Consider the following 24,681-nt stretch of genomic DNA (forward strand, 5'->3'; position numbering starts at 1 on the left):
TCACGCCAGTTCCGCGTCGGGATCCCAGGACGAGGCCGGCTTTCGCCGTAATGCCCAGAATGAACAATTTACCGCTCAAGGCGCACGGGGTTCGAGTTCCGGTGGCGGCACACGTTCCCGGACCGCTTCTGAGGCCCTCTGTAGCGATGCGACAACGCTCGGTGCGCGCAGAACCTGGAAGGGGCGCGAGAGCACCGCGCCCGTCCCCCGTTCAGGCGAGCTCGCGCATCCGGCGGACCGGGCTGGCGAGGAGGACCGCCGGGCTGACCACGGAAAGTACGGCCATGAGGGCGAGGGAGGCGCGGGTGCCCCACAGGGTGGCGACGCCTCCCGCGGCCAGCGCGCCGAACGGGATCGCGCCCCAGGAGACGAAGCGGACCGTCGCCATCACGCGCGGCAGCAGTTCCGGCGGTGTGGCGGTCTGCCGGTACGTGCGGGTCACGATGCTCGTCACCACCACGGCCCCGGCGAAGCCGCCATTGCCCAGGGCGAACAGGGCGAGCGCGAGGGAGTGGCCGGCCAGTGGCATCAGCGCCGCGAAGCACGGGGAGACCACCGCAGCCCAGCGCAGCGCCCGGCCGCTGCCCAGGCGTGCGACGATCCGGGGCGTCAGCGCCGCACCGATCAGGGTGCCGAGGCCGTCGGTCGCGATGAGCAGCCCGACGAGGGCGGGCGGCGCGTCGAGGGTGCGGACCAGGAAGACCGGGGTGAGCGCCATGAGGCCGCCGCAGACGAAGTTGACGGCGGTCGCGTCCACCGTGCAGGGGCCGATGACAGGGTGGCGGGTGACGTACCGCCAGCCCTCGCGGATCATCTCGCCCATGCCGCGGCGCGGGCCCTCCTGCGCGGGGTGCGCAACCCGCGGCAGGCTGCCCATGAGCGCGGCCGAGAGGAGGTAGCTCACTGCGTCGACCACGATCGACGTCGCCGCGCCGAGCAGTTGGACCAGCACACCGCCGAGGGACGGGCCGCCGAGTTGGGTTGCCGCCCGGGTGCCCGAGGTGAGGCTGTTGCGGGCGGTGAGCTCCTCCTTGCTGACGATGGAGGGCAGGAAGGTGGAGTTGCCGACGTCGAAGACGACGGACGCCAGGCCGACCACCAGCGCCACGACGATCAGCTGCGGCAGGCTCAGGACGCCGAGCGCGGCAGCCATCGGTACCGAGGCCACGGCAGCGGCCCGGATCAGGTCCATGGCCACCTGCGTGCCGCGCAGCGGCAGACGGTGCACCAGCACTCCCGCCGGGAGGCCGATCAGGAGCCACGAAGCGAAGGAGGCGGCCGTGACCAGGCTGACCTCGAAGGCCGAGGCGTGCAGGACGAGTACGGCGAGCAACGGAAGGGCCACCGCGGTCACGGCGTCGCCGATCCCGCTCACCGTGGACGCTCCCCAGTAGCGCCAGAACGTCGCCGCACGTGACGGGCTGTCCGGCTGCTTCTCCTTCTCTTCCCGCCCCTGCGTCGCTGTCGCCATGCCTACCCCCTGCGAGTGAGTCTCTTTAGGGAACTCACTATACTCATGGATCATGCGGTACACAGAGCTCGGGGATCCGGACTGCGCCATCGCGCAGGCGCTGACGGTGGTCGGCGACCCGTGGACGCTGCTGCTCATCCGCGACGTCGCGGGCGGGACGCACCAGTTCGACGCGCTCCGGGACGGGCTCGGCATCAGCCGCAAGGTGCTGACGGAGCGTCTGAAGTCCCTGGTCGCGGACGGAGTGCTGGAGAAGCGCCTCTACAGCCCGCACCCTCCCCGCTACGAGTACCACCTGACGCCGGCCGGACGCGGCCTGCTGCCCGTGCTCGTCGCCCTCCAGGACTGGGGCGCCCGCCATGTCATGGGCGACGGCGTCCTCTCGGCCACCAGTGAGACCGACTCCGCCGAGACCCGACGCGTGCACGGCCTGGTCGGGCGACGGCTCCCCGAGCTGGAGCTGTCCGGCCCGGGCGGCGTGCGGGTCGACCCGGTCTCCAGGGACCGGGCGTGGACGGTCCTGTACTGCTTCCCCGGGGCCTACGCGCCCGGCGGGCACGACTACCCGCCGGGCTGGGGCGAGATCCCGGGCGCCCGCGGCTGCACGCTCGAATCGTGCACCTATCGCGATCGGATGGCGGCCTTCGCGGAGCGCGACGTGGCAGTGCACGGAGTCAGCACCCAACGCCCCGACCAGCTCGCCGCCTTCGCGGAGCACGAGCGCATCGCGTTCCCGCTGCTGTCCGACGCCGACCTGCAACTGGCCGCGGCACTGCGGCTCCCCACCTTCCGTGCAGCGGGTGTGGACAGGCTCAAGCGGCTCACCCTCGTCCTTGACTCGTCCCGCACGGTGCGCGGCACGCTGTACCCGCTCAACGACCCGGCGGGTTCCGTCGACGACGCCCTGGCGCTCGTCGACTCGCTGGCCGGGGCGTGACAGACGTATCGGCCCGCCGTGCGGACCTCAGCGCGCCTGCCGGGCAGGAAGGTGATCACCGCCCGCAGCGCCGTCACTGTGTGCCTGCCTTTCTTCACTCGCTTTTCCCGCTTCGATGAGCTGGGTATTTGTGTTATTCAGGAGGTGTGCGCAAGGGATCTCGGGCTTGATCGCATGGACTCGGGAATGTTTTCCGGCGCATGCCGGAGTCAGCGGGTTGAGTGAGCTGAATGGACCCCACACCCTCGTCTTCCTCTGCTTCGCCGTTCGACATGGTCAGCGGCGCACTGGGGCATTACATCCCCAGGGAGGGAAGGACGGGGTCCGCGGGTTCGGCGGGCTCGGGTTCCGCCGCTTCGCCGGGCGGCCGCCATGCCTGTCGGCCAGGGGGTTCGGGCCGGGAGACCGGTGGTCAGGAGCAGATTCTGGGTGCCGTGAACCTCGACCGGGAGTTGCGGATCACCAGCTGGAATCTGGACGCTCCTCCTTTCGAAGGGGTGAGTGTCGCGCCGGGGGACGCCTTCGCCGGTCTTCTGCCGCCCGAGGACGTACCGACGGTCACGCAGCGGTTGCGGCAGGTCGTCGAGACCCGGGAGGCGCATGTCGCACGGGTGCAGCGGCTGCGGCGGGACGACGGGAGCGAGCTGGTGGTCTCGATGAGCATCCTGCCGGCCGCGCCACCCCAGGAGGGGCTGACGGTCTCCCTGATCGCCATGGCCAGGCGGCTGCACCTGTACGCGTCGGCGGCCGCGATCGGGATGTCCCTGGACATCGGCGAGACCGCGCAGTCCCTGGCGCAGTCCCTGCTGGCCTGGGGGGACGTGGCCGCCGTGGATCTCGATTTCGCCGTATGGACGGGAGAGGCCGTCACCGAGCAGGCCCACGAGCGCATCCGGCTGCGGCGGGCGGCCCTGGTGCCGGGCCGGGCCTGGCCCGAGGGATACCTGACGGTCGGGGACAACCTTCCCCGCGAGGCGAGCCGGCTGCTGGCCGGTGCGGTCGCGCGCGACGACGTGCCCCGGGCCATCGTCCTTCCCGACCGTGAGGCGATCGAGCGGGCACTCGGCGATCCGAAGCTGGTGCGCGCTCTGGTGCCCGGCGACCGGCCGGTGAGTGTGGCCTGCATACCGCTGGTCGTCGAAGGACCGGACAACGCGCCAGGGCCCATGGTGCTGGGCGTGACGGAGGTCTGGCGGCGGCCGGAGCGCGTCTTCCGCGACAGCGAGCTGCTCGACCTGCAGGAACTCGTGGCCAAGACCGCCCGGCACGTGGACCTGGCCCGCCAGCACCAGCGTGAGCACGCGCAAGTCCTCGCGCTGCAGCGCCGGCTGCTGCCGCAGGCCGGCGGCGAGACCATCGAGGTCGCCAGCGTCTACCAGCCCACCGCCCCCGACAGCGCGGGGGTCGGCGGCGACTGGGTGAACAGCTTCCCGCTGCCGGGTGACCGCACCGCGCTGGTGGTCGGTGACGTGGTGGGACATGGCCTGGGAGCCGCTGCTGCCATGGGCCAGCTGAGCATGGAAGCCCGCGCGCTGCTGTCGGCGGGGCTGGGCCCCGGGGAGGTGCTGGAGCGTCTGGACGAGACGGTCACGCTCCTGGACGACACCGACGCGGGCTTGGCGGCCGGCTACAGCGCGCTGGGCTCGACGTGCTGCATCGCGGTCTACGACCCGGTCGACCACCGAGTGGTGATGTCCAACGCCGGCCATCTGCCCCCGGTCCTCGTCGAACCCGACGGATCCGCCAGGACGATCATGGCGCCCCCTCATCCGGGCCTGGGAGCCGAGTTCGCCGTGCGCGATCCGTTCGACGTGTACGACTTCGCCGCGCCGCCCGGCTCGCTGCTCGCCCTCTACACCGACGGCCTGGTGGAGGATCCGGGGGCGCCGATCGACGACGGCATACGCCGGCTGACGGAGGTCGTGCGCGAGGTGCATCCCTGGGACGACCTGCAGCAGGCCGCGCGCCGCGTGGCCACCGCCCTGGCCCCGCCGGGCCGCCTGCGCGACGACGTCACCCTGCTGCTCGCCCGGATGGCGGGACGCAGCAGCCGGGACAGCGCGACCTGGCAGCTGCCCGCCCGCGACGACGCCGCCGCCCGCGGCCGCGCCCTCGCCCTCCCGCTGCTGCGGCGATGGGACATCGGCGACCAGGCCCGCGAGAGTGCGTTGCTGGTGATCAGCGAACTGGTCACCAATGCCGTCCGGTTCGGCACCGGGCCCGTCACGGTGCGGCTGGTGAGGGCCGGCGGCCGCCTGTCGTGCGAGGTCGCCGACACCGGCAATGGCCGCCCCCGCCTGCGCCGCGGTGAACTGCTCGACGACAGCGGGCGCGGTCTGCATGTCGTGCACAAGCTCACCGCACGCTGGGGCGTGCGCTGGACCGAGGTCGGCAAGGCCGTCTGGGCGGAACTGGAGACATAGCGCGTCTGCGGGGCCAGGGGCGGGCTTCGGCTACAGCCACTCCCCCTCGACCGCCGTCGCGGTCAGCCCGGGCGCGGCCGCGTACAGCACGGTGCGGCTGCCCGTCTTCTGACCGGCGTCGCATGCGCGCCGCAGGATGTCGAGCACGGCGGCGCCGCCGCGGTTGCCGGTCGTGTAGCTGTCCCGGCTGTAGGCGAGAAGTCCCGACGGCCACCCCTCGGGCATCGTCTGCTCCATGTACTCCAGCACCCGCGTCCCGCCCGGATGCGCGAGCAGCAGATCGGGATGCCACGCCTGTCCCTCGTCCTGGTGGCGCACGCGCAACCACTCCCACATGGCGGCAACCGTCGTCTGCACGGCCCGCGGCCCGCGGCGGTCCATCACGAAATGCGTGCCGTCGGCCCGGGTGTCCAGCCGGTGCAGGTCCGCGGTGCCGGGCAGTGTCTGGTGCCAGGCAGCGTCGAGCCGCAGGACCGACTCGGTCCTGGGGCGGCCCGTGACCACCGCGGCGACGGCGGTGTCCGCGAACAGCAGCCGTACGATCAGGGATTCCAGGGTGTCGTCGGCGGGCTGGTAGGTGGTGCTCAGCGCCTCGGATATCACGACCAGCACCACCCGGCCGGGGTCCGCGGCGACCAGATCGGCCGCCAGCGCCAGCGACCGGGTGCCGGCGATGCAGGCCCACTGGGTGGCCGGCAGCAGCAGCACGCCGCGGCGCAGCGGAAGGTGGTTGAACAGCGACAGGTCCAGCCCCGGCAGCGCCGGGGTGGTGGAGTGACTGGTGATCAGACAGTCGACGTCGGTGCAGTCCAGTCCGGCGATGTGGAGAGCCCTACGCGCTGCGCGCTCCCCGTACGCCTGCACGGCCGCCCAAGCCGGAGCGGTGCGCTCCTGGACGGTCTGCGGCGCCGGTATCGCCTCCAGGACGGCGATGACGCGGTCCACCTCCCGGTCGGTGAACCCGCCGCGGGTGAGTGCCTCACGAGCCGGGCCGGGGCCCGGAGTTCGCAGGCCGCTGCCGCTGCTGGGCGCGACGGCCGTCTCCAGCGGCAGCATCCACCCGCGGGAGACTATGCCCGTGCTCGCGGCGATGCCGTCCATGCGCGGGAGCCAGGGCGCCCGCGGATGACGGCTTCGTACCTCCGCCAGGATCTGGGCTGTCTCCACGGCGTGTTCGCCGTGCACCACGGCCGGAGGACAGAGATAGGCGCCCATGGTACGCACCTTCTTCCACAACCCATGGAACGACGCGAAGTGGTCGAAACCTGCCCATATCGGCAGACCGATGCCAACTTGCGGCCATCGCACTCTACTTCGCATTCGACCGTTCTTGGGCTGTTTCAGAAGATGAGCGCGACAAGGCAGTTGTGAAAGTCGGTGGAAGGGTGATGGCGACGGGCGGAAGGGCGCACGAAGACCGGCACCGCGATCATGACCTCGATGGTGATCGTCTCGGCCGCTGTTCTCGGCGAACGCGGGGCGGCTCGCCAATCCAAAAGGGCGCCGTTCGCGTATCGGAAGGAGAGAGAGTCGCGCGAGACGATGGAAGGAAAGGTGTGTCCACCATGCGAGCACCAGGCGCGAGGCGTCTCGCCGTGGCGTCCACCGTCGGCATTCTGATGGCCGGCGGCACCGCGATCGGCGCAGCAGGCACGGCCACGGCCGCCCCTGCCGTGCACCCTCGAGTGACCACCGATCGGTGCTTCGGCCACGACGACTGGCGTTGCTTCGTCCACGGCGGGTTCCGTTTCGACCACCGTGGGTCCTGCTTCAACCACTCCAGGTTCTGTTTCGACCACCGCTTCGACAACGGAGGTGTCGTGATCATTGTGCTCCGGTAGCGGTTGCCGCCGTCACACCAGGGGCGCGCCCGCAACGGGCGCGCCCCTCCTCGAGCGCGGGCCGCGGGCGCGAGCCCGCTTCGCCGGAGCCCGGGCACTCAGGGCCTCCAGCAGGAGGTCCACCGCCTCCTCGAAGGAGCTTTCCGCCATGGCAGGCAACTCCGGTCGTACCGCGGTGAGCGCGGGGTACGCCGCCGGGTCCAGACCCTGGTAGACGTCCCTCCATGCGCGGTGATCGGCCTCGCGCTGCTGACGCGGCAGGGCGTGGAAGGCCGCGTCGGTGGCCGCGTGGCTGAGGACGGTGTCGATGAAGGCCAGGTAGAGCCGCGCGGCACGGGAGGGCTCGAAGCCGGCCGAGAGCAGCAGGCCGATTCCCGTTTCCACGGCCTGCATCTCATGTCTGCGGCGTGTCACCCGGTGCGCTGCCATGGCGGCCGCCCGGGGATGGGCGAGGTAGCCGGCGCGGACCCGCAGGGCCATCTCGCGCAGGGAGGCCACCCAGTCGTCCCCGGGCACGAACCCGGCCATCGCGTCGCCGATGATCCGGTCGGCGATGGCGAGCACCAGGTCGTCGGTGCCGTGGAAGTAGCGGTAGAGAGCGGTCGGGTCGCAGCCCAGTGCCGTGCCCAGGCGGCGCACGCTGAGTGCTTCGGGGCCGTGCTCGCCGATCAGCCGCAGAGCGGTCTCCACGATGAGGTCCTCGGAGAGCAGGACCCCGGAGCGGGTGGGGCGCCGGCGTCTGCGCTCCTGGGGGACGCGGGTGGACATGCGCGGATTCCTCTCGTGTCGGACTTCCGCGTGCGGGTGCCGTCAGTGAACGCCCCCGGGTGCCTTACGTCAACAGGATTGACGCAATGCTGACGTCGGCTGTTCCATCGCATTCCCGCGCGGCTCTTCCCGTCCCCGCCCCTCTCGAGGAGCCCTTCATGTCGTCCGCACCGCCCCCGTCCCCGTCCTCGCCACCGGACCCGTCCGCCGGGCGGCGCCCCGCTCTGCGCCGTTCCCTCGGTGTCGTCGACGGTGTCGCGCTCGCCGCGTCCAGCACCGCGGCCACCACCAGCATCGCCATCGGCATGGGCACGATCGCGTCGATCGTGGGCCTGCAGGCCCCGGCGCTGCTGATCCTGGCGTTCTTGCCGGTGCTCGGCATCGCCACCGCCTATGCCCGCCTCAACCGCTCGGAGCCCAACTGCGGAAACGGCTATGTGTGGGTCGGTAAGTCCCTGGGGCCCTGGCCCGGGTTTCTGACCGGCTGGGTCACCCTGGTCGGCTCGCTCATCTTCTGCGCCTACACCAGCGCGATCATGGGGTCGGTCGTCCTGACCTTCGCCAACAAGGCCGGGCTGTCCCGCGTTGCCGGCCTCGCCCTGGATCCGGCGTCCACGGGTGTGAGCACGGCCGTCGGGCTGGTGATTCTGCTCGCCCTCGCCGCCCTGGCGGTGACGGGGATGCGGGCGGCCACCCGGTTCCAGTTCGCGCTGCTGGTCTTCGAGTACGCGGTTCTGCTGACCTTCTGCGGCTGGGCGCTGGTCACCGGTCACCAGGCCTTCTCCCTGTCCTGGTTCAACCCCTTCGAGATCTCCGACGGCACCGCCTTCGCCCAGGGGATGGTTCTGGCGGTGTTCTTCTTCTGGGGCTGGGACGCGGCGTTCAGCGTCACCGAGGAGACCAAGAGCCCCGGTGACTCCGCACGGGGAGGTTTCATCGCCCTGCTGGCCATGCTCGGCCTGTTCCTCTTCGCGTCGGTCGCCTTCCAGCGGGAGATGAGCCTGGCGGAACTGGTGCGCAACGGCCCCCAGGCCCTCCCCCACCTCGGGCGGAAGCTGGCCGGCGAACCCTGGGCCACCCTGCCCCTGGTCGCGCTGATGTTCTCCGCGGTCGCCTCCGTGCAGGCCACCCTGATCCCCACGGCGCGCGGGCTGCTCGCGATGGGCCGCGACCGCACCATGGGGCCGCTGTGGACCCGGATCCACCCGCGGTACGGAACTCCCGCCGCCGGCACCGTCGTCGTGATGTCGATCGCCGCCGTGATCGCCCTGCTCGCCGTCGCGATTCCCAGGCTGAGCGACATGCTGCTGGCCGCGGTCAACGCGAGCGGGCTGATAGTCGCCCTCTACTACGGGCTCACCGCGCTCGCCTGCGCGGTGCGGTTCCGCTCGGCGCTTCGTGCCGGGGCGCGCGAGGCGCTCCTCGCGGTCGGCGTGCCCGCCGCGTCCGGCCTGGCCCTGCTGGGCCTCGGTGGCTACCTCGGATACTCCTACCTGACCATGAGTGATCACTTCGCCCTGAGCCCGGACAACGGCTGGTTCATGTTCTCGCTGCCCGCTGTGATCGTCCTCGCCGGCCTCGGCATGGCCGCCGTCGCCAAGTACGTCCGGCACGCGCCGTACTTCACGACGGGCCGCGGCACCGACGCCGAGGCCCTCACCCTCCCGATGGACCGCACGGCGGTCTGACCTCCCAGGAGTTCTCATCCCCATGTCACACCCCACGGCCGCGGGCAGCGCCGACCTCGTCCTGACCGGCGGCCCCGTGCACACCGTCGATCCCGCCCGCAGCCGCGCCACCGCCGTGGCCGTGCGCGGCGGGCGGATCGCGGCCGTCGGCCACGACGAGGTGCACGAGCTGATCGGGCCGCGCACCGAGGTCGTCGACCTCGCCGGGAAGCTGCTGCTCCCCGGGTTCCAGGACGCCCACGTCCACCCGCAGGGCGCGGGCCTCGAACTCGGCCTGTGTCACCTCGCCGACACGGTCGACCCGGCCGAGTACCTGCGCAGGATCAGGGCCTACGCCGACGAGCACCCGGACGTCGAGTGGATCACCGGCGGCGGCTGGTCCTTGGAGGCGTTCCCCGGCGGCACCCCCACCGCCGCCGCGCTCGACGCGATCGTCCCCGACCGTCCCGTCTTCCTGCCCAACCGCGACCACCACGGCGCCTGGGTCAACAGCCGGGCCCTGCTGCGCGCCGGCATCGACGCCCGCACCCCCGATCCCACCGACGGCCGGATCGAACGCGACGCCGAGGGCAACCCCACCGGCATGCTCCAGGAGGGCGCGGTCCACCTCGTGGGCCGGCTCGTGCCGCAGCCCACGCCCGAGGAACAGCTCGCCGCCCTGCTGCGCGCCCAGGCCGTGCTGCACTCCCACGGCGTCACGGCCTGGCAGGACGCCATCGTCGGCACGTACGCCAACATGACCGACCCGGCGCCCACCTACCACGCGGCCCTCGAGCGGGGTCTGCTCACCGCCCGGGTGGTCGGCGCGCTGTGGTGGGACCGCGAGCGCGGCGCCGAGCAGATCCCCGAACTCGCTGCGCGCCGAAAGGAGTTGAGCCGGGGCCGGTTCCGCGCCACGACCGTGAAGATCATGCAGGACGGCATCGCCGAGAACCACACCGCAGCGATGCTCGACCCGTACCTGACCGGTTGCGGCTGCGCCTCGGCCAACAGCGGCATCAGCTTCGTCGAGCCCGGAGAGCTGCGCAAGTACGTCACCGAACTCGACGCGCTCGGCTTCCAGGTCCACTTCCACGCGCTCGGCGACCGCGCGGTGCGCGAGGCTTTGGACGCCGTGGAGTCGGCCCGTACGGCCAACGGGTGGCGCGACACCCGGCACCATCTGGCGCACCTGCAGGTCGTCCACCCCGAGGACGTCCCCCGCTTCCGCGCGCTCGGCGCGAGCGCCAACCTGCAGATGCTGTGGGCCGCGCACGAACCGCAGATGGACGAACTGACCCTGCCCGTCCTCGGCCCCGAACGCGGCGCACGGCAGTACCCCTTCGGCGACCTTCTGCGCACCGGCGCGACCCTGGCCGCCGGCAGCGACTGGCCGGTCAGCAGCCCCGACCCGCTCCAGGCCCTCCATGTCGCCGTCAACCGGATCGCGCCCGACGCTCCCGGGGCAACCCCTGCCTTCCTCCCCGAGCAGCGCCTGGACCTGGGCACCGCCGTCGCGGCGTACACGGCGGGCAGCGCCCATGTGAACCACCTCGACGGCATCACCGGCAGCATCACCGTCGGCAAGTCGGCCGATCTCGTCGTCCTCGACCGGGACCCGTTCGCGGGCCCGCCCGAGGAGATCGCCGCCACCCGCGTCCTGCAGACCTTCGTCGAAGGACGGCGCGTCCACGCCGCCGACGACGCCTGACCCCGCTCACCAGGGCATGCAGGTGATCAGAGAGGCCTCAGACGGGTGTGCAGGAGGCAGAACTCGTTGCCCTCCGGATCGGCCAGGACGTGCCAGTTCTCGGCGCCGGTCTGGCCGACGTCGGCCGGCCTGGCGCCGAGCGCGAGCAGCCGCTCCAACTCGGCGTCCTGGTCCCGGTCGGTGGCGTTGACGTCGATGTGCAGGCGGAGCTTGCCCGGCCGCGGGTCGCTGCCGGGGCTGAGGACGAGAGTGGGCTGCGGGCCGCCGAAGCCGGTGCCGGGCGGCCCGATCTCGATGCTTCCGTCGTCCTCCCGTCCCAGTTCGACGTACCCGAGGACCTCGCACCAGAACACGGCGAGCCGCTCGGGGTCGGCGCAGTCGAGGACCAGCTCACTGATGCGGCATGCCATGCCCGGCAGTGTACGAAAGACAGGGGGAGTCGGTCGTGGCGGCCGGGCACCCCCGGCATCGCGCCGCCGGCGGTGCCCTCGGGCAAGGGCGTGGCTACAAGGCCAGCCAGGCCGCCTGGTCGGTGCCGAGCAGGCCGTCCTCGAGGGGGCCGCTGGCGAGCAGGACCGAGGCGTGAGCGGGCAGCGGGTGCGGGCCGGCCGAGAGGTTGACGACGCACGCGAAGCCCGGGTCGCGGTGGAACACCAGGACCCCCTCGGCGGCCTCCTGCCAGGTCAGGGTGCCTTCGCCCAGCGCCGGGTGCTCGCGGCGCAGGCGCAGGGCGCTGCGGTAGAGCTCCAGCATCGAGGAGGGGTTGCCGGTCTGCGCCTCGACGCTCAGCTCGCCCCACGCGGCCGGCTGCGGCAGCCAGGGCGCGGTGGCCGCGGCGGGCGGGCTGAAGCCGTACGGTGCGCTCTGCCCGGACCAGGGGATGGGGACGCGGCAGCCGTCGCGGCCGCGGTCGGTGTGGCCCGAGCGTTCCCAGACGGGGTCCTGGAGCACGTCCTCGGGCAGGTCCTCCACCTCCGGCAGGCCCAGTTCCTCGCCCTGGTAGATGTAGGCGCCGCCGGGCAGGGCGAGCATGAGCAGGGCGGCGGCGCGGGCGCGCCGGGTGCCCAGTTCCAGGTCGGCGGGGCCGTCGGGGCGGTAGGGCTCGTTGGCGGTCCAGCGCCTCACCGCCCGGCGGCCGTAGCGGCTCACATGGCGCATCACGTCGTGGTTGGACAGCACCCAGGTGGCGGGTGCGCCCACCGCGCCCAGCATGGCCAGCGAGTCGTCGATCACCGCGCGCAGGTCCTTCGCGTCCCAACTCGACATCAGGAAGTCGAAGTTGAACGCGGTGTGCAGGCCGTCCGCGCGGACGTAGGCGGCGAGCCGCTCGGGGGTGTCCGCCCAGGCCTCGGCGACGAACGACCGGTCGCCGGGGAACTCGTCGGCCACCTTGCGCCAGGCGCGGTAGATGTCGTGGACCTCGTCCCGGTCCCAGTGGGGGTGGTCGACGTGCTGCCGGGGGGCCGTGCCGCCGGACTCCCGCGCGGTCAGCGGACCCAGCACCGCGGGGTCCTGGCGGGGCGGCAGGTCGGGCAGTTCGGGGTGCTTGACGAGTCCGTGGGCGACGTCGATGCGGAAGCCGTCCACGCCCCGGCTGAACCAGAAGCGCAGGACCGACTCGAACTCCGCGCGGACCTCGGGATGCTCCCAGTTGAGGTCGGGCTGCTGCGGTGCGAAGAGGTGGAGGTACCACTCGCCGTCGGGCAGCCGGGTCCAGGCCGGCCCGCCGAAGCAGGACACCCAGTCGTTGGGCGGCCGGTCACCGTCGGGTCCCCGGCCGGGCCGGAAGACGTACCGCTCGCGCTCCGGGCTGCCGGGGCCGGCGGCCAAGGCGGCCCGGAACCAGGCGTGCTGGTCGGAGGTGTGGTTCGGCACGATGTCGGGGACGACCCGGATGCCGTGCCGGTGCGCCTCCTCGATGAGCTGCTCGGCCTCGGCCACGGTGCCGAACAGCGGGTCGATCTGGCGGTAGTCGGCGACGTCGTAACCGTGGTCCGCCATCGGCGACTTGTACCACGGGTTGATCCAGATGGCATCGACGCCCAGCGCTGCGAGGTACGGCAGCCGGGAGCGGATGCCGGCGATGTCGCCGACGCCGTCACCGTCTGCGTCGGCGAAGCTGCGGATGTAGACCTGGTAGATGACGGCGCTGCGCCACCACGGTGCGGTGCGGGGCATGGTGTGGAGTGGGTCCTTCGTGAGGTGAGTGCGGTGTCTACTTGGCTGCGCCGGCGGTGAGTCCGGCGACGATGCGGCGCTGGAAGAGCAGCACCATGACCACCAGGGGCACGGTGACCAGGACGCCCGCGGCCATCTGGCTGCCGAACGGGGTCTCGAACTGGGTCGCGCCGGAGAACTTGGAGATGGCCACCGGTGCCGTCTGCATCGTGGACTTGTTCGTCATCGACAGGGCGATGAGGAACTCGTTCCAGGCGGCGATGAACGTGATGATGGCGGTGGTGAAGATGCCCGGTGCGGCGAGCGGGACGATGATCCTGCGGAAGGCCTGGCCCCGGCTGCAGCCGTCGATCATGGCGGCGTGCTCCAGTTCGTCCGGCATCTGCCGGAAGAACGTGGTCAGGTTCCACACGGCCAGCGGCAGCGCGAACGACATGCTGGGCACGATCATCGCCTGGTAGGTGTTGATCCAGCCGATGTCCGTGAACAGCTTCAGCAGCGGCACCACGATCGACACCACCGGGAACATGGAGGTGGCGATGATCAGGGTGAGGATCAGGCGCTTGAAGCGGAACTCCAGCCGGGCCATCGCATAGGCGGTGAACGTGGCCAGCAGCAGCGCCAGGGCGGTGGTGACGCCCGCGACGACGAGGCTGTTGAGCAGGGCGCGGGTGAAACCCTGCGAGGGGTCGAACACCGCGCGGTAGTTCTCGAACGACACCGGGGCCGGCAGGAGTGAGGTGTCGAAGATGTCGGAGGTGCGCCGGAGGCTGGAGACGACCATCCAGTAGAACGGTGCCAGGCAGTAGGCCACCACCGCCGCCACGCCCGCGTAGAGCAGGCCGCTTCGCCATGTCGCCTTGCGCGTCATGCCGTCACCTCCGCGCGCCGGCGGATCCTCGAGCGCCGTGTTCCGCGGGGGGTGCGGCGGCCGCGATCGCCGACCAGGTCCGCGCCCAGCAGCCGGACGAAGGCGAGCGCGATGAGCAGGACGTAGAGGAAGAGGAGCACCGCGTAGGCGGAGGCGGGTCCGAAGCGGACGTTGGAGGCCTCGTTCTGCGCCAGCATCGACAGGGTCTCCACCGAGTTCTTCTGCGCGCCGACGAGGATGTAGGGCAGGTCGAACATCCGCAGCGCGTCCAGGCACCGGAACAGCACCGCCACCAGCAGCGCCGGCTTCACCAGCGGCAGCGTGATGTGCCAGAACCGGCGCAGGGCTCCGGCTCCGTCGATGCGGGCCGCCTCGTAGACCTCCTGCGGGATCACCTGCAGGCCGGCCAGGACCAGCAGTCCGATGAAGGGCGCGGTCTTCCACACCTCGGCGACGATGACCGCGACCTTGGCGTGGAAGCCTTCGGTGGTCCACAGGATCTGGCGGCCGAGCAGGGCGTTGGCGATGCCGTTGCTGTTGAAGATCCACCGCCACAGCAGGCCGGAGATGGCCGTGGGAACCGCCCAGGGGATGAGGATGCCGGCCCGCACGAGGGCTCTTCCGCGGAACGCCTGGTGCATGATCAGTGCCATCGCCGTCCCGATCACCGTCTCCAGGGCCACCGTGACGACGGTGAAGAACGTGGTGTTCCAGAAGGCGTTGAAGAACCGGTCGCCGGCCTCGCCGAAGACGGCGGCGTAGTTGTGCAGGCCCACGAACGGCTCGGTGGTGCGGATGAAACCGGTGCTGGGGTCCAGTCCCTTGGGCCCGTACAGTGACTCCCGCAGCGCCATCAGCGTCGGATAGAGCACGACGACGGTCAGGACGAGGAGGGTCGGGGAGACCAGCAGCGCCGCCATGCGGGCCGAGCCGGCGGTCGCCCGGGTGCGGGTGCGCCGGCGCGGGTTGTCCGGCGCGGAGGGGCCCGGGCTGCCGCTGCCTCGTTCGCGCAGTGGGGTGCCGGGCGGGAGGGTCGTATCGGCCATGGCGCCGCTCCTCACTGCGCCGTCAGCTTCTGCAGGGTGCTCTGCAGGTCCTTCAGTGCCTGGGAGCTGCTCTTGCTGCCGGTCAGGGCGGCGTACGCCTCCTGCTGGATCGCGGAGGTGACGTCGCCGTAGCCCACCACCCGCGGGCGGGGAACGGCGTGCAGGATGGACTGCTTCAGGACCGGCAGGTAGGGATACTGCTTGACCAGTGAGGGCTCGTCGTACAGCCGGGTGTACGGCGGGGCGAGGGAGGCGTCCTTCAGGAACGTGCTCGCGCTGTCCTCGCCGCTGAAGAACTTCATGAAGTCCAGGGCCGTGGCCTTGTTCTTCGCGAAGGAGGACAGGGCGAGGTTGTGGCCGCCCAGGCTGGAGGAGCCGGGGCCGTTCAGACCGGGCAGCGGGGCGACCGCGTACTTGCCCGCGACCTTGCTCTTTGCGGCCAGCGCGTACATGTAGGGCCAGTTGCGCAGGAAGACCAGCTTGCCCGACTGGAACGCCTGGCGCCCGTCCTCCTCCTGGTAGGTGATGGCCTCCTTGGGGATGGTGCCGTCCTTGACGGCGCCGGCGAGGAAGTCGAGGCCCTTCTTCGCCGCGGGGGTGTCGACGTCCGGCTTGCCGCTCGCGTCGGTGACGACGCCGCCCGCGGAGTCCACGGCCTCGGCGAAGTTGACGGTCAGGCCCTCGTACTTCTGGAACTGGCCGGCGTAGCAGGACATGTCCTTGGCCTCGGGGAGCTTCTTGACCTTGGCGCAGTCGGCCGTCATCCGGGCCCAGGTGGCCGGCGGGCCGGTGATGCCGGCCTTCTTCAGCAGGTCGCTGCGGTAGTACAGCAGTCCGCCGTCCGAGCTGGCCGGCGCCGCGTACAGGCCGCCGCGGTACTTGGCGGTCTCCACCACGGGTCCCAGCATCTTCTGCAGCGGGAACTGCCGCTCGGGCAGGCGGTCGATCCACTGGTGGGCGGCGAACTCCGACGTCCACACGACGTCCAGGGAGAGCACGGTGTAGGCGTCGGACTTCGTCTCCGCGTTCTGGATCATCTGCTGCCGCTGCGAGTCCGCGTCCGTCGGCAGCTGAACGAAGGTGACCTTCTCCTTGGGGTGCAGCTTGTTCCAGCGGTCGATGACCTTCTGCACGACGCCGGAGGTGTCCTTGCCGGCCACGTAGGTGATGGGGCCACGGCCCTCGAAGGACGTGCTCCCGGCCTGCTGTCCGGGGCCGCTGTCCCCGGAGGAGCCGCAGGCGGTGAGCAGCAGGCCGGCGGCGACGAGCGTCGCCGCGCACGGGAGGGCTCTGGTGGTCCGTGTCTTCACTGTCTCTCTCCTGGTCGTGCGAAACCGAAGGCGCGCCGGGGCGCCGGTGGTGAGACTGTGCTGTCACGGCACTTCGCTGCGGACATGCGCAGGTCGGGGCATCGAGTCGAGGATGCGCGGTGGCGGCTTCCGACCGGCCGGGACAACGCTTGCACGCTAGGAGTGCACCTGGGTGAAGTCAATCCGTAACTTGCCGGTAGCTCGAACAAAACTAGGTGCGACGCGCAGCTTGTTTACCGCCCAAGCGGGGCATATGGGTGCAGGTTCGTCAGTTGCACGCGCCGAGACAGCGCTGTCCCGAGATGGCGATGGGAGGCGCGGGGCTGTGCTAACTTCCCGCTCATGTCACCCGCTCAACGGCACCCCACGATGGCCGACGTCGCCGAACGGGCCGGCGTCTCGACGTCCACCGTCTCCCGCACCCTGCGCGGCCTGCCCACCGTCGCGCCGGACGTGCGCGCCCGGGTCGAACAGGCCGCCCGCGAGCTGAACTTCGCGGTCTCCCGCCAGGCCGCGAGCCTCGTCACGGGAAGGACCGGCGTCGTGGCGGTACTCGTGCCGACGCTCAACTCGTGGTTCATGGGCTCGGCGCTCTCCAGCCTGGGCCCCCTGCTGCGGGCGGCGGGACGGGAGTTGAACGTCTACGTCATCCCGGACATGGCCGAGCGCACCGCGTTCTTCGAGCGCCTCCCGGCCCGCCGGAACGCGGACGCGCTGCTGGTCTTCGGCTTCGACCTCACCGACGAGGAGACCGCGCGGCTGGACGATCTGGGGATGCCGGTCATCTACGTCAGCCAGCACGCCGAGGGCCGGCCGAGCGTGTACGTCGACGACGTGGCCGGGGCACTGATGGCCACCCGGCACCTGCTCAACCTCGGGCACCGGCGGATCGCGTTCGCGCCGACCGTGGGCGCCAGCGGGTTCAGCTTCAGCTCGCGCGAACGCCTCCTCGGCTACCAGCAGGCCCTCACCGAGGCGGGCCTCCCCCTCGACGACGAACTGGTCGTCACCATGGCCCTCGACGACAGGCGCGACCTTCTCGCGGGGATCGGGCAGCTGCTGAGCCTGCGGGAGCCGCCCACCGCTCTCTTCGCCGAACAGGACGAGCTCGCCGTCGCCGTCATCCACACTCTGCGCCAGGCCCGGATCCAGGTGCCCGAGCAGCTCTCCGTCATCGGCTTCGACGACCACCAGATCGCCGAATGGTTCGACCTCACCACCATCGCCCAGTCACCCTCCGACATGGGCCGAGTGGCCGGCGAACTGGCCCTGAAGCTCCTCGACGACTCCGAGACGGACCGCACCCGGCACGTCGTCCTGCCCGTCCGCCTCATCCCCCGTGCCACCACCACGCCCCCGGCCCCACCGCAGGACGAAGGAGCGCAGCCGTAGGCTACAGTCACCTCATTACTTGAGTACCTGAAATTTCCAGGTTCTCAAGCAGCCCGGCATCCTCCCCTCCCGAAGGCACCCACGTGAACACCTCGGACCTCCCCCAGCCCGTACCGGTCGACCACCGAGCCGCCGTCGCGGCGGAGACCGCCCGGTTCGTCGCCACCGTCAGGAACGCCGACCTCACGACCCCGGTGCCCGGCTGCCCCGGGTGGACGCTGGCCGACCTGATCCAGCACACCGGCAGCGTCCAGCGCTGGTTCTCCACCCTGCTGCACGCGCGCATCCAGGAGCCACCGCGCAGCCGCGACGTGGACCTGCGGCTCCCGGACAGCCCCGCGGGCTTGCCCGACTGGCTGGCCGAGAGCGCGAGCGTGGCCGCGGACGCCTTCGCCGCCACCGACCCGGACCTGCCCCTGTGGGCCTGGGGCGTCGACCAGCACGCCCGCTTCTGGGCGCGCAGGATGCTCTTCGAGACGCTGGTGCACCGGGCCGACGCCGACCTGGCGCTCGGCCGGCGGCCCGAGATCGAGCGCCCCCTCGCCGTCGACGGGATCGACGAGTTCCTCGTCAACCTGCCCCGCGCCGGCTTCTTCGCGCCCAAGGTCGCCCACCTGCGCGGCCCCGACCGGACCCTGCGCTTCCGGGCCACCGACGGCGACGGCGACTGGCTCGTCCGGCTGCGGTCCGACGGCTTCGGCCTCGTTGCCGCGCCCGAGGCGGCCGGCGACGCCGACGCCACCGTCCGGGGAAGCGCGGCGGACCTGCTGCTCCTGCTCTACGGGCGGCTGCGGCGCGAGGCGGAGGTCTTCTCGCGGGAGGGGGACGAGGAACTGCTGGAGCTCTGGTTCGCCAACTCCGCGTTCTGATCCCACCCGTCCGTCCCGCCCGCCCCGCCGGAGACGGCGGCGGAACATGCCGCCGACCGGAGCAATCGCCGGTGCGCCGCGCCCCGGCGCAGCAGGCTGGACCCCGTCGAGGTCGGGTGACAGGAGACCGGTGTGCGAAGGCCGCGCAAGCCGAACCGTCAGGCGCGTCGTTCGCCCGCACGCCGCGCCCGCCGGACCGGGACGGCGGTGCCGGCGGGCGGGAGCGTCGGATGAGGCACCGGCGTGCGAGCGGCGAGTTGGAGGCCGGGACGGCGGTGGGGCTGCGGCTGTCCGCTCCCCCGGCGTGGCTGCGCCGGCTGCCGGTCCTGTACGTGGCGGGCGTGCTGGTGCTGGAACCCCTCACACCCGTCGACTGGCCGGTCAGCTTCCTGCTGATCGCGGTGCCGCTGGTGGCGGCCTTCGCCCACGGCCCCGTCCTGGTGGGCGCCGCCACCGTGTTCGCCGTCGTCTTCGAAGGGGTGCTGGCCGGCACCCCGTGCTGTGCCGGCCGGTCGGTCGGCTATCTGTGGGACCGGCACTACGTGGCGTCGTACATCTGTACGGCACTGGTGGGTGGCCTCGGCGCCGTCCTCGCCGCACACCGCATCCGGCGGGAACGCACGCTCGCCGACGTCCGCTTCGTCGCGGAGGTCGCGCAGCGCGTCCTGCTGCGGCCGGCCCCGCACCGGATCGGCAGCCTGCTGCTGGAGAGCCTGTATCTCTCCGCCGCCGCGGAGGCGCGCATCGGCGGCGACCTCTACGAGGCGGTGCCGACGGCCTACGGGGTGCGGCTGCTCATCGGCGACGTCCGCGGCAAGGGCCTGCTCGCGGTGGAGACCGCCGCCGCGCTGCTCGGCGCGTTCCGTGAGGCCGCCCACGACGAAGCCGACCTGGCCGCGCTGGCGGGCCGGGTGGAGACGAGCATGAGCCGCAGGGCCACCCAGCTCGGCGGGAGCGAACTGGGCGAACGGTTCGTCACCGCGGTCTTCGCCGAGGTGTCCGCCGACCGGCGGCTCGTCCGCGTCGTCAACTGCGGCCACCCTCCCCCGGTCCTCATCCGCCCCGGCGAGGTGCGGGAGCTGGACAGCGGGCGCTCGGCCCCGCCGCTGAACCTCGGCATGCTCGTCGACGACCCGTACCACGTCGACGTCTATCCCTTCCTGCCCGGAGACCAGCTCCTGCTGTACACGGACGGCATCACCGAGACCCGCGACCCCGGCGGCTCGTTCTACCCCCTGCTCCAGCGGCTGCGCTCCTGGGGGCCGCTGCCGCCCCGGGAGCTGCTGGCGCGGCTGCACGACGATCTGCTGGCCTTCAGCCGCAGTGGACTGCAGGACGACACGGCCGCGCTGGCCGCCTGTCTGCTCGCCGACGGACCCTCGCCGGCCGAGACCCGCTGACGCCGGGCGGGCATCGGGCGGCGGGTCCGGGAGGCGGTCGGACGGTAGCCTGCTCGTGAGGGCAGTCATGGCCGATGACGTACACATCCGGCTGCTCGGCGGCTTCGCCGTGGCGGTTCAGGACCGCGCGGTGCCCGCCGGGGCGTGGCGGCTGCGCAAGGCCCGGAGCCTGCTGAAGCTGCTGTGCCTCGCACCGGGCCGCCGGATGCACCGGGAGCGGCTCTACGACCTGCTGTGGCCGGACCTCGACCGGGCGGCCGCCGCCAACAACTTGCACCAGGTGCTGCACGCCGTGCGGCGCGCGCTGGCCTCGGCGGGCACGCCCGGCGAGGTCGTCGTGCTCCGCGACGACATGGTGCTGCTCGGGCCCGACGGTGGGGTGCGCACCGATCTCGACGCGTTCGAGGACGCGGCGCGGCGGGCGTCGGACGGCGGCGGGAGTGCCGACTACCGGGCCGCGCTGGCGCTGGCCGCGCCCGGGCTGCTGCCCGAGGACCGGTACGAGCCCTGGGCCGCCGAGGCGCAGGAGGCGCTTCGGGTGCGGCGCACGGCCCTCCTGCTGGGGCTCGGCGAGACGCTGGAGCGCGAGCACCACGCGGACGAGGCGGCCGGAGTGCTGCGGGAACTGATCGCCCAGGACCCGCTGCACGAGCCCGCCACCCGGGCGCTGATGCGGGTGCTGGCCGAGGCCGGGCGGCGCCGGGAGGCACTGGCCGTCTACGAAGGGTTGCGGGACGCGCTCGGGCGGGACAGCGGCGCCGACCCGGATCCGCAGACGCGCCGTCTCTTCCGTGTGCTGCTGGCCGACTCGGTCGAGGCACCCGAGCCGCGGCCGGCGGTCCCGCGGCACGGTCTGCCGGCCCCGGCGACGGCGCTGATCGGCCGGGAGCGGGACGTGGCCGAGGTGGAGGGGCTGCTCGGGCGGAGCCGGCTGCTCACCCTCACCGGCGCCGGCGGCTGCGGCAAGACCCGGCTCGCGCTGGCCGTGGCCCACCGCCGGGGCGACGGCCACCGGGACGGGGCGTGGTTCGTGCCCCTCGCCGGGCTGGCGGAGCCGCACCTGGTGCCGGAGGCGGTGGCCGCGGCGCTCGGGCTGCACCTGCCGCCGTCCGGCGGTGCCCGCGAGGCGCTGATCGCCCAGCTCGGCGGCCGGGAGTTGCTGCTGGTGCTGGACAACTGCGAGCACCTGATCGACGCGTGCGCCGCGCTGGCCTCCGAGGTGCTGGCCCGCTGTCCGGGCGTGCTGCTGCTCGCCACCAGCCGGGAGCCGTTGCGCAGCTACGGGGAGCGGACCTACCGGGTGCCCTCGCTCGGCCTGCCGGATCCGCGCCGGCTGCCGCCCCTGGCGGAGCTGGGCCGCTTTCCTTCGGTGCGGTTGTTCGTGGAGCGGGCCGCCGACGCGGCCCCGGGATTCCGGCTGACCGCGCAGAACGCGGCGGCGGTGGCGCAGATCTGCTTCCGGCTCGACGGGATGCCGCTGGCCCTGGAGCTGGCGGCGGCCCGGGTCACGGTGCTGGCGCCGCGTCAGATCGCCGAACGCCTCGACGACGCGCCGGCCCTGCTGGGCCGGGGCAGCCGGCACGGCGCGACCCGGCAGGAGACGCTGCTGGCCACCCTGGAGTGGAGTCACCGGCTGCTCGACGAGGAGGAACGGCGCGTCTTCCGGCGGCTGGCGGTGTTCGCCGGCGGGTTCTCGCTGGCCGCGGCGGAGGAGGTGTGCGAGGACGGCACGGACGGCAGCCCGGTGCTCGACGTGCTCGGCCGGCTCGTCGACAAGTCGCTGGTGGGGGTGGAGCCCCGGGAGGACGAGGTCCGTTACCGGCTGCTGGAGACGATCCGGCAGTACGCCACGGACCGTCTGCGGGCCGCCGGGGAACTGGCGGGCACGGAGGCGCGGCACCGGCGTTTCTACGTGGCGCTCGCCGAGGCCCGGGACCGCGAGGCGCCGACCGGGGTCTCGGGGGCGGCCTCGCTGGAGCTGGAGGCCGATTACGACAACCTCCGGGCCGCCCTGCGCTCCTGCCTGCGCCATGAGCCGGACGGCGCGCTGCGGCTGGCCGTGGCGCTGCGGTCGTTCTGGCCGGAGCGGGGGCGGCTGGCCGAGGGCCGGCGGTGGCTGGAGGACACGCTCGCCGCGGCTCCGGAGCCGACCCCGCAGCGGGCCCGGGCGCTCATGGCGCGGGCCGTACTGGCGATCCGGCTCGGGGACGGCTCGCCGCTGGAGGACATCGCGGAGCAGATCGTCGGGATCCAGCAGCGCAGCGAGGACCCGGCGGCCCTCGCGTACGCCCACTGCCAGCAGGCGATCCTGCTGTGGATGCGCGGCACCTGGGAGAGCGCCGCCGGCGCCCTGGACCGGGCCCGCGCCCTGGCCCGCGAGGTGCACGCCCCCGCGGCGCTCGCCGTCGCCGCCCACCTGGAGGGCGTCTGGGCCGTCTGCCGGGGCGACGGCCGGGCGGCCGAAGCGGCCTGCGCGGAGTGTCTGCGGCTGCTGGCCGGCGTCGAGGCGGGAAACGGGCCGTTCTTCCCCGTCCTGACGCCGGGTTACACGGTCGAGGAGGGCGAGGCGGTGTCCCTGTTCTTCGAGGAGACGGTGCTCGCCGGCCGCACGGTCGGCCCGGCCCGGGCACGCGGCTACGCCCTGGTGAATCTGGCGTGGGCGCACCGCCTCGACGGTGACCTCACCGCCGCCGTGGCGGCGGCCGCAGACGGTGCCGAGCGCTTCCGGGCGCTCGGCGACCCGCACGGGGAATCCCTGGCCCTGAACACCCTCGGCAACATCCACCGCAGCCGGGGCGACCTGGACGCGGCCCGGACGTGCCTCGATGCGGCGCTGGCCATCAGGCGGGCACTCGGTGACCGCCGGGAGGAGGGCGTCTCTCTCGGCTGCCTCGGCCTGCTGCGGCTGGCCGGAGGGGACACCGACGGGGCGCGGGCGACGCTCGCCGGTGTCCTCGCCCGCTTCGAGGAGATCGACGACATCCCCGGCGCCGTCAACGGCGTGCTGCACCTGGGGCTCGTGGCCCGGGCCGCCGGGGACCCGGCGCGGGCCCGGAGCCTGCTGGCCGACGCCCAGCGCCTGGATCAGGTCGCCGGGTCGCCCGCCGCCTCGGGCTGGGTCGCCCTCATGCGGGCGCGGCTGCTGTGGGAGGCGGGCGACCGGCGGGCGGCCGGGGCGGCCGCCGCCCGGGCCGGTGAGCTGTTCCGGCGCCTCGGCGACCTGCGCGGCCCGGCCGTGCTGCGGCGCACGGTGCCCCTCGACAGCCCCGGCAAAGCCGCCGCTGAGTGAGTGCTAAGAGGCGCCGCCTAGCGTCCTGGACGTCGGAGCACGCACTCACACCAAGGAGCCGACCATGTCGATCGACACGGCACGGGGCGTCCTGGGGGACGCCACCATCGCCGAACTGGAGGCCGGGCTGCGCGGCAGCGTCGTACGTCCCGGTGACGACGGCTACGACGAGGCCCGCGCGGTCTGGAACGCGGCGCACGACAGGCATCCGGCCCTCGTCGTGCGCTGCGCCGGCACCGCGGACGTGGTCCGCGCCGTCGAGTTCGCCCGCAGCCAGGACCTGCTGGTCGCGGTGCGCGGCGGCGCCCACAGCATCGCCGGATTCTCGACCTGCGACGACGGCATAGTGATCGACCTGTCGCCCATGAAGGGCGCCCTCGTCGATCCGGTTGCGCGCCGGGTGGTCGCCCAGGCCGGCCTGACGTGGGCCGACCTCGACCACGAGACGCAGGCCTTCGGTCTCGCGGTGACCGGTGGCCTGGTGTCCTCGACGGGTATCGCCGGTTTCACGCTCGGCGGCGGGGTGGGCTGGCTGCTGCGGCGGCACGGCCTGGCCTCCGACAACCTGACCGCGGCCGAGGTCGTGACGGCGGACGGCCGGGTGGTGCGCGCGGACGACCGGCAGCACGCCGAGCTGTTCTGGGCGCTGCGGGGAGGCGGCGGCAACTTCGGGGTGGTGACGTCGTTCGAGTACCGGCTGCACCCGGTCGGGCCGCAGATCCTCGGGGGTTTGATCGTGTATCCGCTGGAGCAGGCCCGGCAGGTGGTCACCGGCTGGCGGGAGCTGACCGGGCGGATGCCCGACGAGATGACGACGCTCGTCAGCCTCACGACGGCCCCTCCCCTGCCGTTCCTGCCGCCGGATGTCCACGGCACGCGGGTCGTGGTGCTGGCCGGCATGTACGCGGGTGACCCGGCGGCCGGGGAGGAGGCCGTCGCGCCGCTGCGCACGCTGGGGACGCCGCTGGCCGATCTGATGGGGCCGATGCCGTACACGGCCATGCAGTCGCTGCTCGACCCGCTGTGGACGGCCGGCGCGCACAACTACTTCACGTCGGCGTTCATCGAGCCGTCCGACGCCGCGCTGGACGCCGTCCTCAGGCAGCACCGGGCGACCCCGACGCCGTTCAGCGAGGTGCATCTGCACCAGCTGGGCGGTGCGTTCGCCCGGGTGCCGGCCGGGGCCACGGCGTTCAGCCAGCGCACGCCGCGCGTGCTGTGCAACGTGATCGCGCGCTCCCCGGATGCGGCGGGCTTCGACGCCCACGTGGCCTGGGCCCGCGGGGCCCGCGAGGAGATCGCGCGGCACGGCCGCGGGGCGATGTACGTCAACTTCACCGGTGACGCGGCCGAGGACAAGGTGCGTGCGTCCTACCCCGACGCGGTGCACGAGCGGCTGGTCCGGGTCAAGGACGCCTACGATCCGACGAACCTGTTCCGGCTCAACCAGAACATCCGGCCCTCGGCCGCGGTGTGAGCGAGGTGAGCGGAGGTCCGGGTACGCGTGC

At 72.6% G+C, this 24,681-nt stretch carries 18 protein-coding genes; 9 read left to right on the forward strand and 9 right to left on the reverse strand.

From position 1 onward, the window contains the following. Positions 1 to 211: 211 nt before the first annotated feature. A complete protein-coding gene (locus ACZ404_RS08385; protein ID WP_468437241.1) occupies positions 212 to 1,471 on the reverse strand; it encodes an MFS transporter in 1,260 nt (419 codons plus the stop codon). A 52-nt stretch (positions 1,472 to 1,523) separates the two neighbouring features. On the opposite strand from ACZ404_RS08385, the gene ACZ404_RS08390 reads away from it, so the two are divergent. Both ACZ404_RS08390 and ACZ404_RS08395 read left to right on the forward strand, forming a co-directional pair. Then, a complete protein-coding gene (locus ACZ404_RS08390; protein ID WP_468437243.1) occupies positions 1,524 to 2,408 on the forward strand; it encodes a winged helix-turn-helix transcriptional regulator in 885 nt (294 codons plus the stop codon). Positions 2,409 to 2,638: 230 nt separating this feature from the next. Then, positions 2,639 to 4,831: a SpoIIE family protein phosphatase gene (locus ACZ404_RS08395; RefSeq protein ID WP_468437245.1), complete on the forward strand. Its 2,193-nt coding sequence runs from the start codon at positions 2,639 to 2,641 to the stop codon at positions 4,829 to 4,831. Between the two features lie 30 nt (positions 4,832 to 4,861). Here the strand turns inward: ACZ404_RS08395 and ACZ404_RS08400 are convergent, their stop codons facing one another. The 3 genes from ACZ404_RS08400 to ACZ404_RS08410 all read right to left on the reverse strand — a co-directional run bounded on the left by ACZ404_RS08400 (position 4,862) and on the right by ACZ404_RS08410 (position 7,440). Next, positions 4,862 to 6,046, reverse strand: a complete 1,185-nt coding sequence (locus tag ACZ404_RS08400; protein ID WP_468437247.1) for a beta-ketoacyl-[acyl-carrier-protein] synthase family protein — start codon at positions 6,044 to 6,046, stop codon at positions 4,862 to 4,864. A 125-nt stretch (positions 6,047 to 6,171) separates the two neighbouring features. Continuing rightward, entirely contained in the window at positions 6,172 to 6,567 is a 396-nt protein-coding gene (locus tag ACZ404_RS08405) for a hypothetical protein (protein ID WP_468437249.1), read from the reverse strand. A 117-nt stretch (positions 6,568 to 6,684) separates the two neighbouring features. Then, the gene (locus ACZ404_RS08410; protein WP_468437251.1) at positions 6,685 to 7,440 is read right to left on the reverse strand and encodes a TetR/AcrR family transcriptional regulator; all 756 of its coding nucleotides are present in this window, start codon (positions 7,438 to 7,440) and stop codon (positions 6,685 to 6,687) included. Between the two features lie 158 nt (positions 7,441 to 7,598). Here ACZ404_RS08410 and ACZ404_RS08415 point away from each other — a divergent pair, with 158 nt between their 5' ends. After that, a complete protein-coding gene (locus tag ACZ404_RS08415) occupies positions 7,599 to 9,128 on the forward strand; it encodes an APC family permease (RefSeq protein ID WP_468437253.1) in 1,530 nt (509 codons plus the stop codon). Positions 9,129 to 9,150: 22 nt separating this feature from the next. Next, on the forward strand, positions 9,151 to 10,818 hold the full coding sequence (locus tag ACZ404_RS08420) for an amidohydrolase (protein ID WP_468437255.1): 1,668 nt from the start codon (positions 9,151 to 9,153) through the stop codon (positions 10,816 to 10,818). Positions 10,819 to 10,844: 26 nt separating this feature from the next. Here the strand turns inward: ACZ404_RS08420 and ACZ404_RS08425 are convergent, their stop codons facing one another. From ACZ404_RS08425 to ACZ404_RS08445, 5 genes are all read right to left on the reverse strand, one after another. Continuing rightward, the gene (locus ACZ404_RS08425; protein ID WP_468437257.1) at positions 10,845 to 11,228 is read right to left on the reverse strand and encodes a VOC family protein; all 384 of its coding nucleotides are present in this window, start codon (positions 11,226 to 11,228) and stop codon (positions 10,845 to 10,847) included. Between the two features lie 94 nt (positions 11,229 to 11,322). Then, positions 11,323 to 12,996 carry a glycoside hydrolase family 13 protein gene (locus ACZ404_RS08430; protein WP_468437259.1) on the reverse strand — a complete coding sequence of 558 codons (1,674 nt, stop codon included), beginning with the start codon at positions 12,994 to 12,996 and terminating at the stop codon, positions 11,323 to 11,325. 37 nt (positions 12,997 to 13,033) lie between these two features. After that, positions 13,034 to 13,867 (reverse strand): carbohydrate ABC transporter permease, encoded by an 834-nt coding sequence (locus ACZ404_RS08435; RefSeq protein ID WP_468437261.1) that lies wholly within the window; start codon positions 13,865 to 13,867, stop codon positions 13,034 to 13,036. Beyond that, positions 13,864 to 14,913 carry a carbohydrate ABC transporter permease gene (locus tag ACZ404_RS08440; protein WP_468437263.1) on the reverse strand — a complete coding sequence of 350 codons (1,050 nt, stop codon included), beginning with the start codon at positions 14,911 to 14,913 and terminating at the stop codon, positions 13,864 to 13,866. Before ACZ404_RS08440 ends, ACZ404_RS08435 begins: the two co-directional genes overlap by 4 nt. Positions 14,914 to 14,924: 11 nt before the next feature. Further along, a complete protein-coding gene (locus ACZ404_RS08445; RefSeq protein WP_468437265.1) occupies positions 14,925 to 16,223 on the reverse strand; it encodes an ABC transporter substrate-binding protein in 1,299 nt (432 codons plus the stop codon). Positions 16,224 to 16,565: 342 nt separating this feature from the next. On the opposite strand from ACZ404_RS08445, the gene ACZ404_RS08450 reads away from it, so the two are divergent. The 5 genes from ACZ404_RS08450 (at position 16,566) to ACZ404_RS08470 (ending at position 24,650) form a co-directional block, all read left to right on the forward strand. Next, the gene (locus ACZ404_RS08450) at positions 16,566 to 17,615 is read left to right on the forward strand and encodes a LacI family DNA-binding transcriptional regulator (RefSeq protein WP_468437267.1); all 1,050 of its coding nucleotides are present in this window, start codon (positions 16,566 to 16,568) and stop codon (positions 17,613 to 17,615) included. An 83-nt stretch (positions 17,616 to 17,698) separates the two neighbouring features. Continuing rightward, a complete protein-coding gene (locus tag ACZ404_RS08455) occupies positions 17,699 to 18,484 on the forward strand; it encodes a maleylpyruvate isomerase family mycothiol-dependent enzyme (RefSeq protein ID WP_468437269.1) in 786 nt (261 codons plus the stop codon). Between the two features lie 230 nt (positions 18,485 to 18,714). Beyond that, entirely contained in the window at positions 18,715 to 19,884 is a 1,170-nt protein-coding gene (locus ACZ404_RS08460; RefSeq protein WP_468437271.1) for a PP2C family protein-serine/threonine phosphatase, read from the forward strand. A gap of 67 nt (positions 19,885 to 19,951) precedes the next feature. Further along, on the forward strand, positions 19,952 to 23,173 hold the full coding sequence (locus ACZ404_RS08465; RefSeq protein WP_468437273.1) for a BTAD domain-containing putative transcriptional regulator: 3,222 nt from the start codon (positions 19,952 to 19,954) through the stop codon (positions 23,171 to 23,173). Between the two features lie 64 nt (positions 23,174 to 23,237). Further along, the gene (locus tag ACZ404_RS08470; RefSeq protein WP_468437275.1) at positions 23,238 to 24,650 is read left to right on the forward strand and encodes an FAD-binding oxidoreductase; all 1,413 of its coding nucleotides are present in this window, start codon (positions 23,238 to 23,240) and stop codon (positions 24,648 to 24,650) included. Positions 24,651 to 24,681 lie beyond the last annotated feature (31 nt).

The sequence above is a fragment of the Streptomyces sp. NPDC030798 genome (assembly GCF_055572275.1).

Coding starts and splice junctions, on each gene's coding strand:
- ACZ404_RS08410 (WP_468437251.1), bottom strand. CDS start 7,440: ATGTCCACCCGCGTCCCCCAGGAGCGCAGACGCCGGCGCCCCACCCGC.
- ACZ404_RS08385 (WP_468437241.1), bottom strand. CDS start 1,471: ATGGCGACAGCGACGCAGGGGCGGGAAGAGAAGGAGAAGCAGCCGGAC.
- ACZ404_RS08415 (WP_468437253.1), top strand. CDS start 7,599: ATGTCGTCCGCACCGCCCCCGTCCCCGTCCTCGCCACCGGACCCGTCC.
- ACZ404_RS08420 (WP_468437255.1), top strand. CDS start 9,151: ATGTCACACCCCACGGCCGCGGGCAGCGCCGACCTCGTCCTGACCGGC.
- ACZ404_RS08460 (WP_468437271.1), top strand. CDS start 18,715: ATGAGGCACCGGCGTGCGAGCGGCGAGTTGGAGGCCGGGACGGCGGTG.
- ACZ404_RS08425 (WP_468437257.1), bottom strand. CDS start 11,228: ATGGCATGCCGCATCAGTGAGCTGGTCCTCGACTGCGCCGACCCCGAG.
- ACZ404_RS08395 (WP_468437245.1), top strand. CDS start 2,639: ATGGACCCCACACCCTCGTCTTCCTCTGCTTCGCCGTTCGACATGGTC.
- ACZ404_RS08470 (WP_468437275.1), top strand. CDS start 23,238: ATGTCGATCGACACGGCACGGGGCGTCCTGGGGGACGCCACCATCGCC.
- ACZ404_RS08390 (WP_468437243.1), top strand. CDS start 1,524: ATGCGGTACACAGAGCTCGGGGATCCGGACTGCGCCATCGCGCAGGCG.
- ACZ404_RS08430 (WP_468437259.1), bottom strand. CDS start 12,996: ATGCCCCGCACCGCACCGTGGTGGCGCAGCGCCGTCATCTACCAGGTC.
- ACZ404_RS08465 (WP_468437273.1), top strand. CDS start 19,952: ATGGCCGATGACGTACACATCCGGCTGCTCGGCGGCTTCGCCGTGGCG.
- ACZ404_RS08450 (WP_468437267.1), top strand. CDS start 16,566: ATGTCACCCGCTCAACGGCACCCCACGATGGCCGACGTCGCCGAACGG.
- ACZ404_RS08440 (WP_468437263.1), bottom strand. CDS start 14,913: ATGGCCGATACGACCCTCCCGCCCGGCACCCCACTGCGCGAACGAGGC.
- ACZ404_RS08435 (WP_468437261.1), bottom strand. CDS start 13,867: ATGACGCGCAAGGCGACATGGCGAAGCGGCCTGCTCTACGCGGGCGTG.
- ACZ404_RS08400 (WP_468437247.1), bottom strand. CDS start 6,046: ATGGGCGCCTATCTCTGTCCTCCGGCCGTGGTGCACGGCGAACACGCC.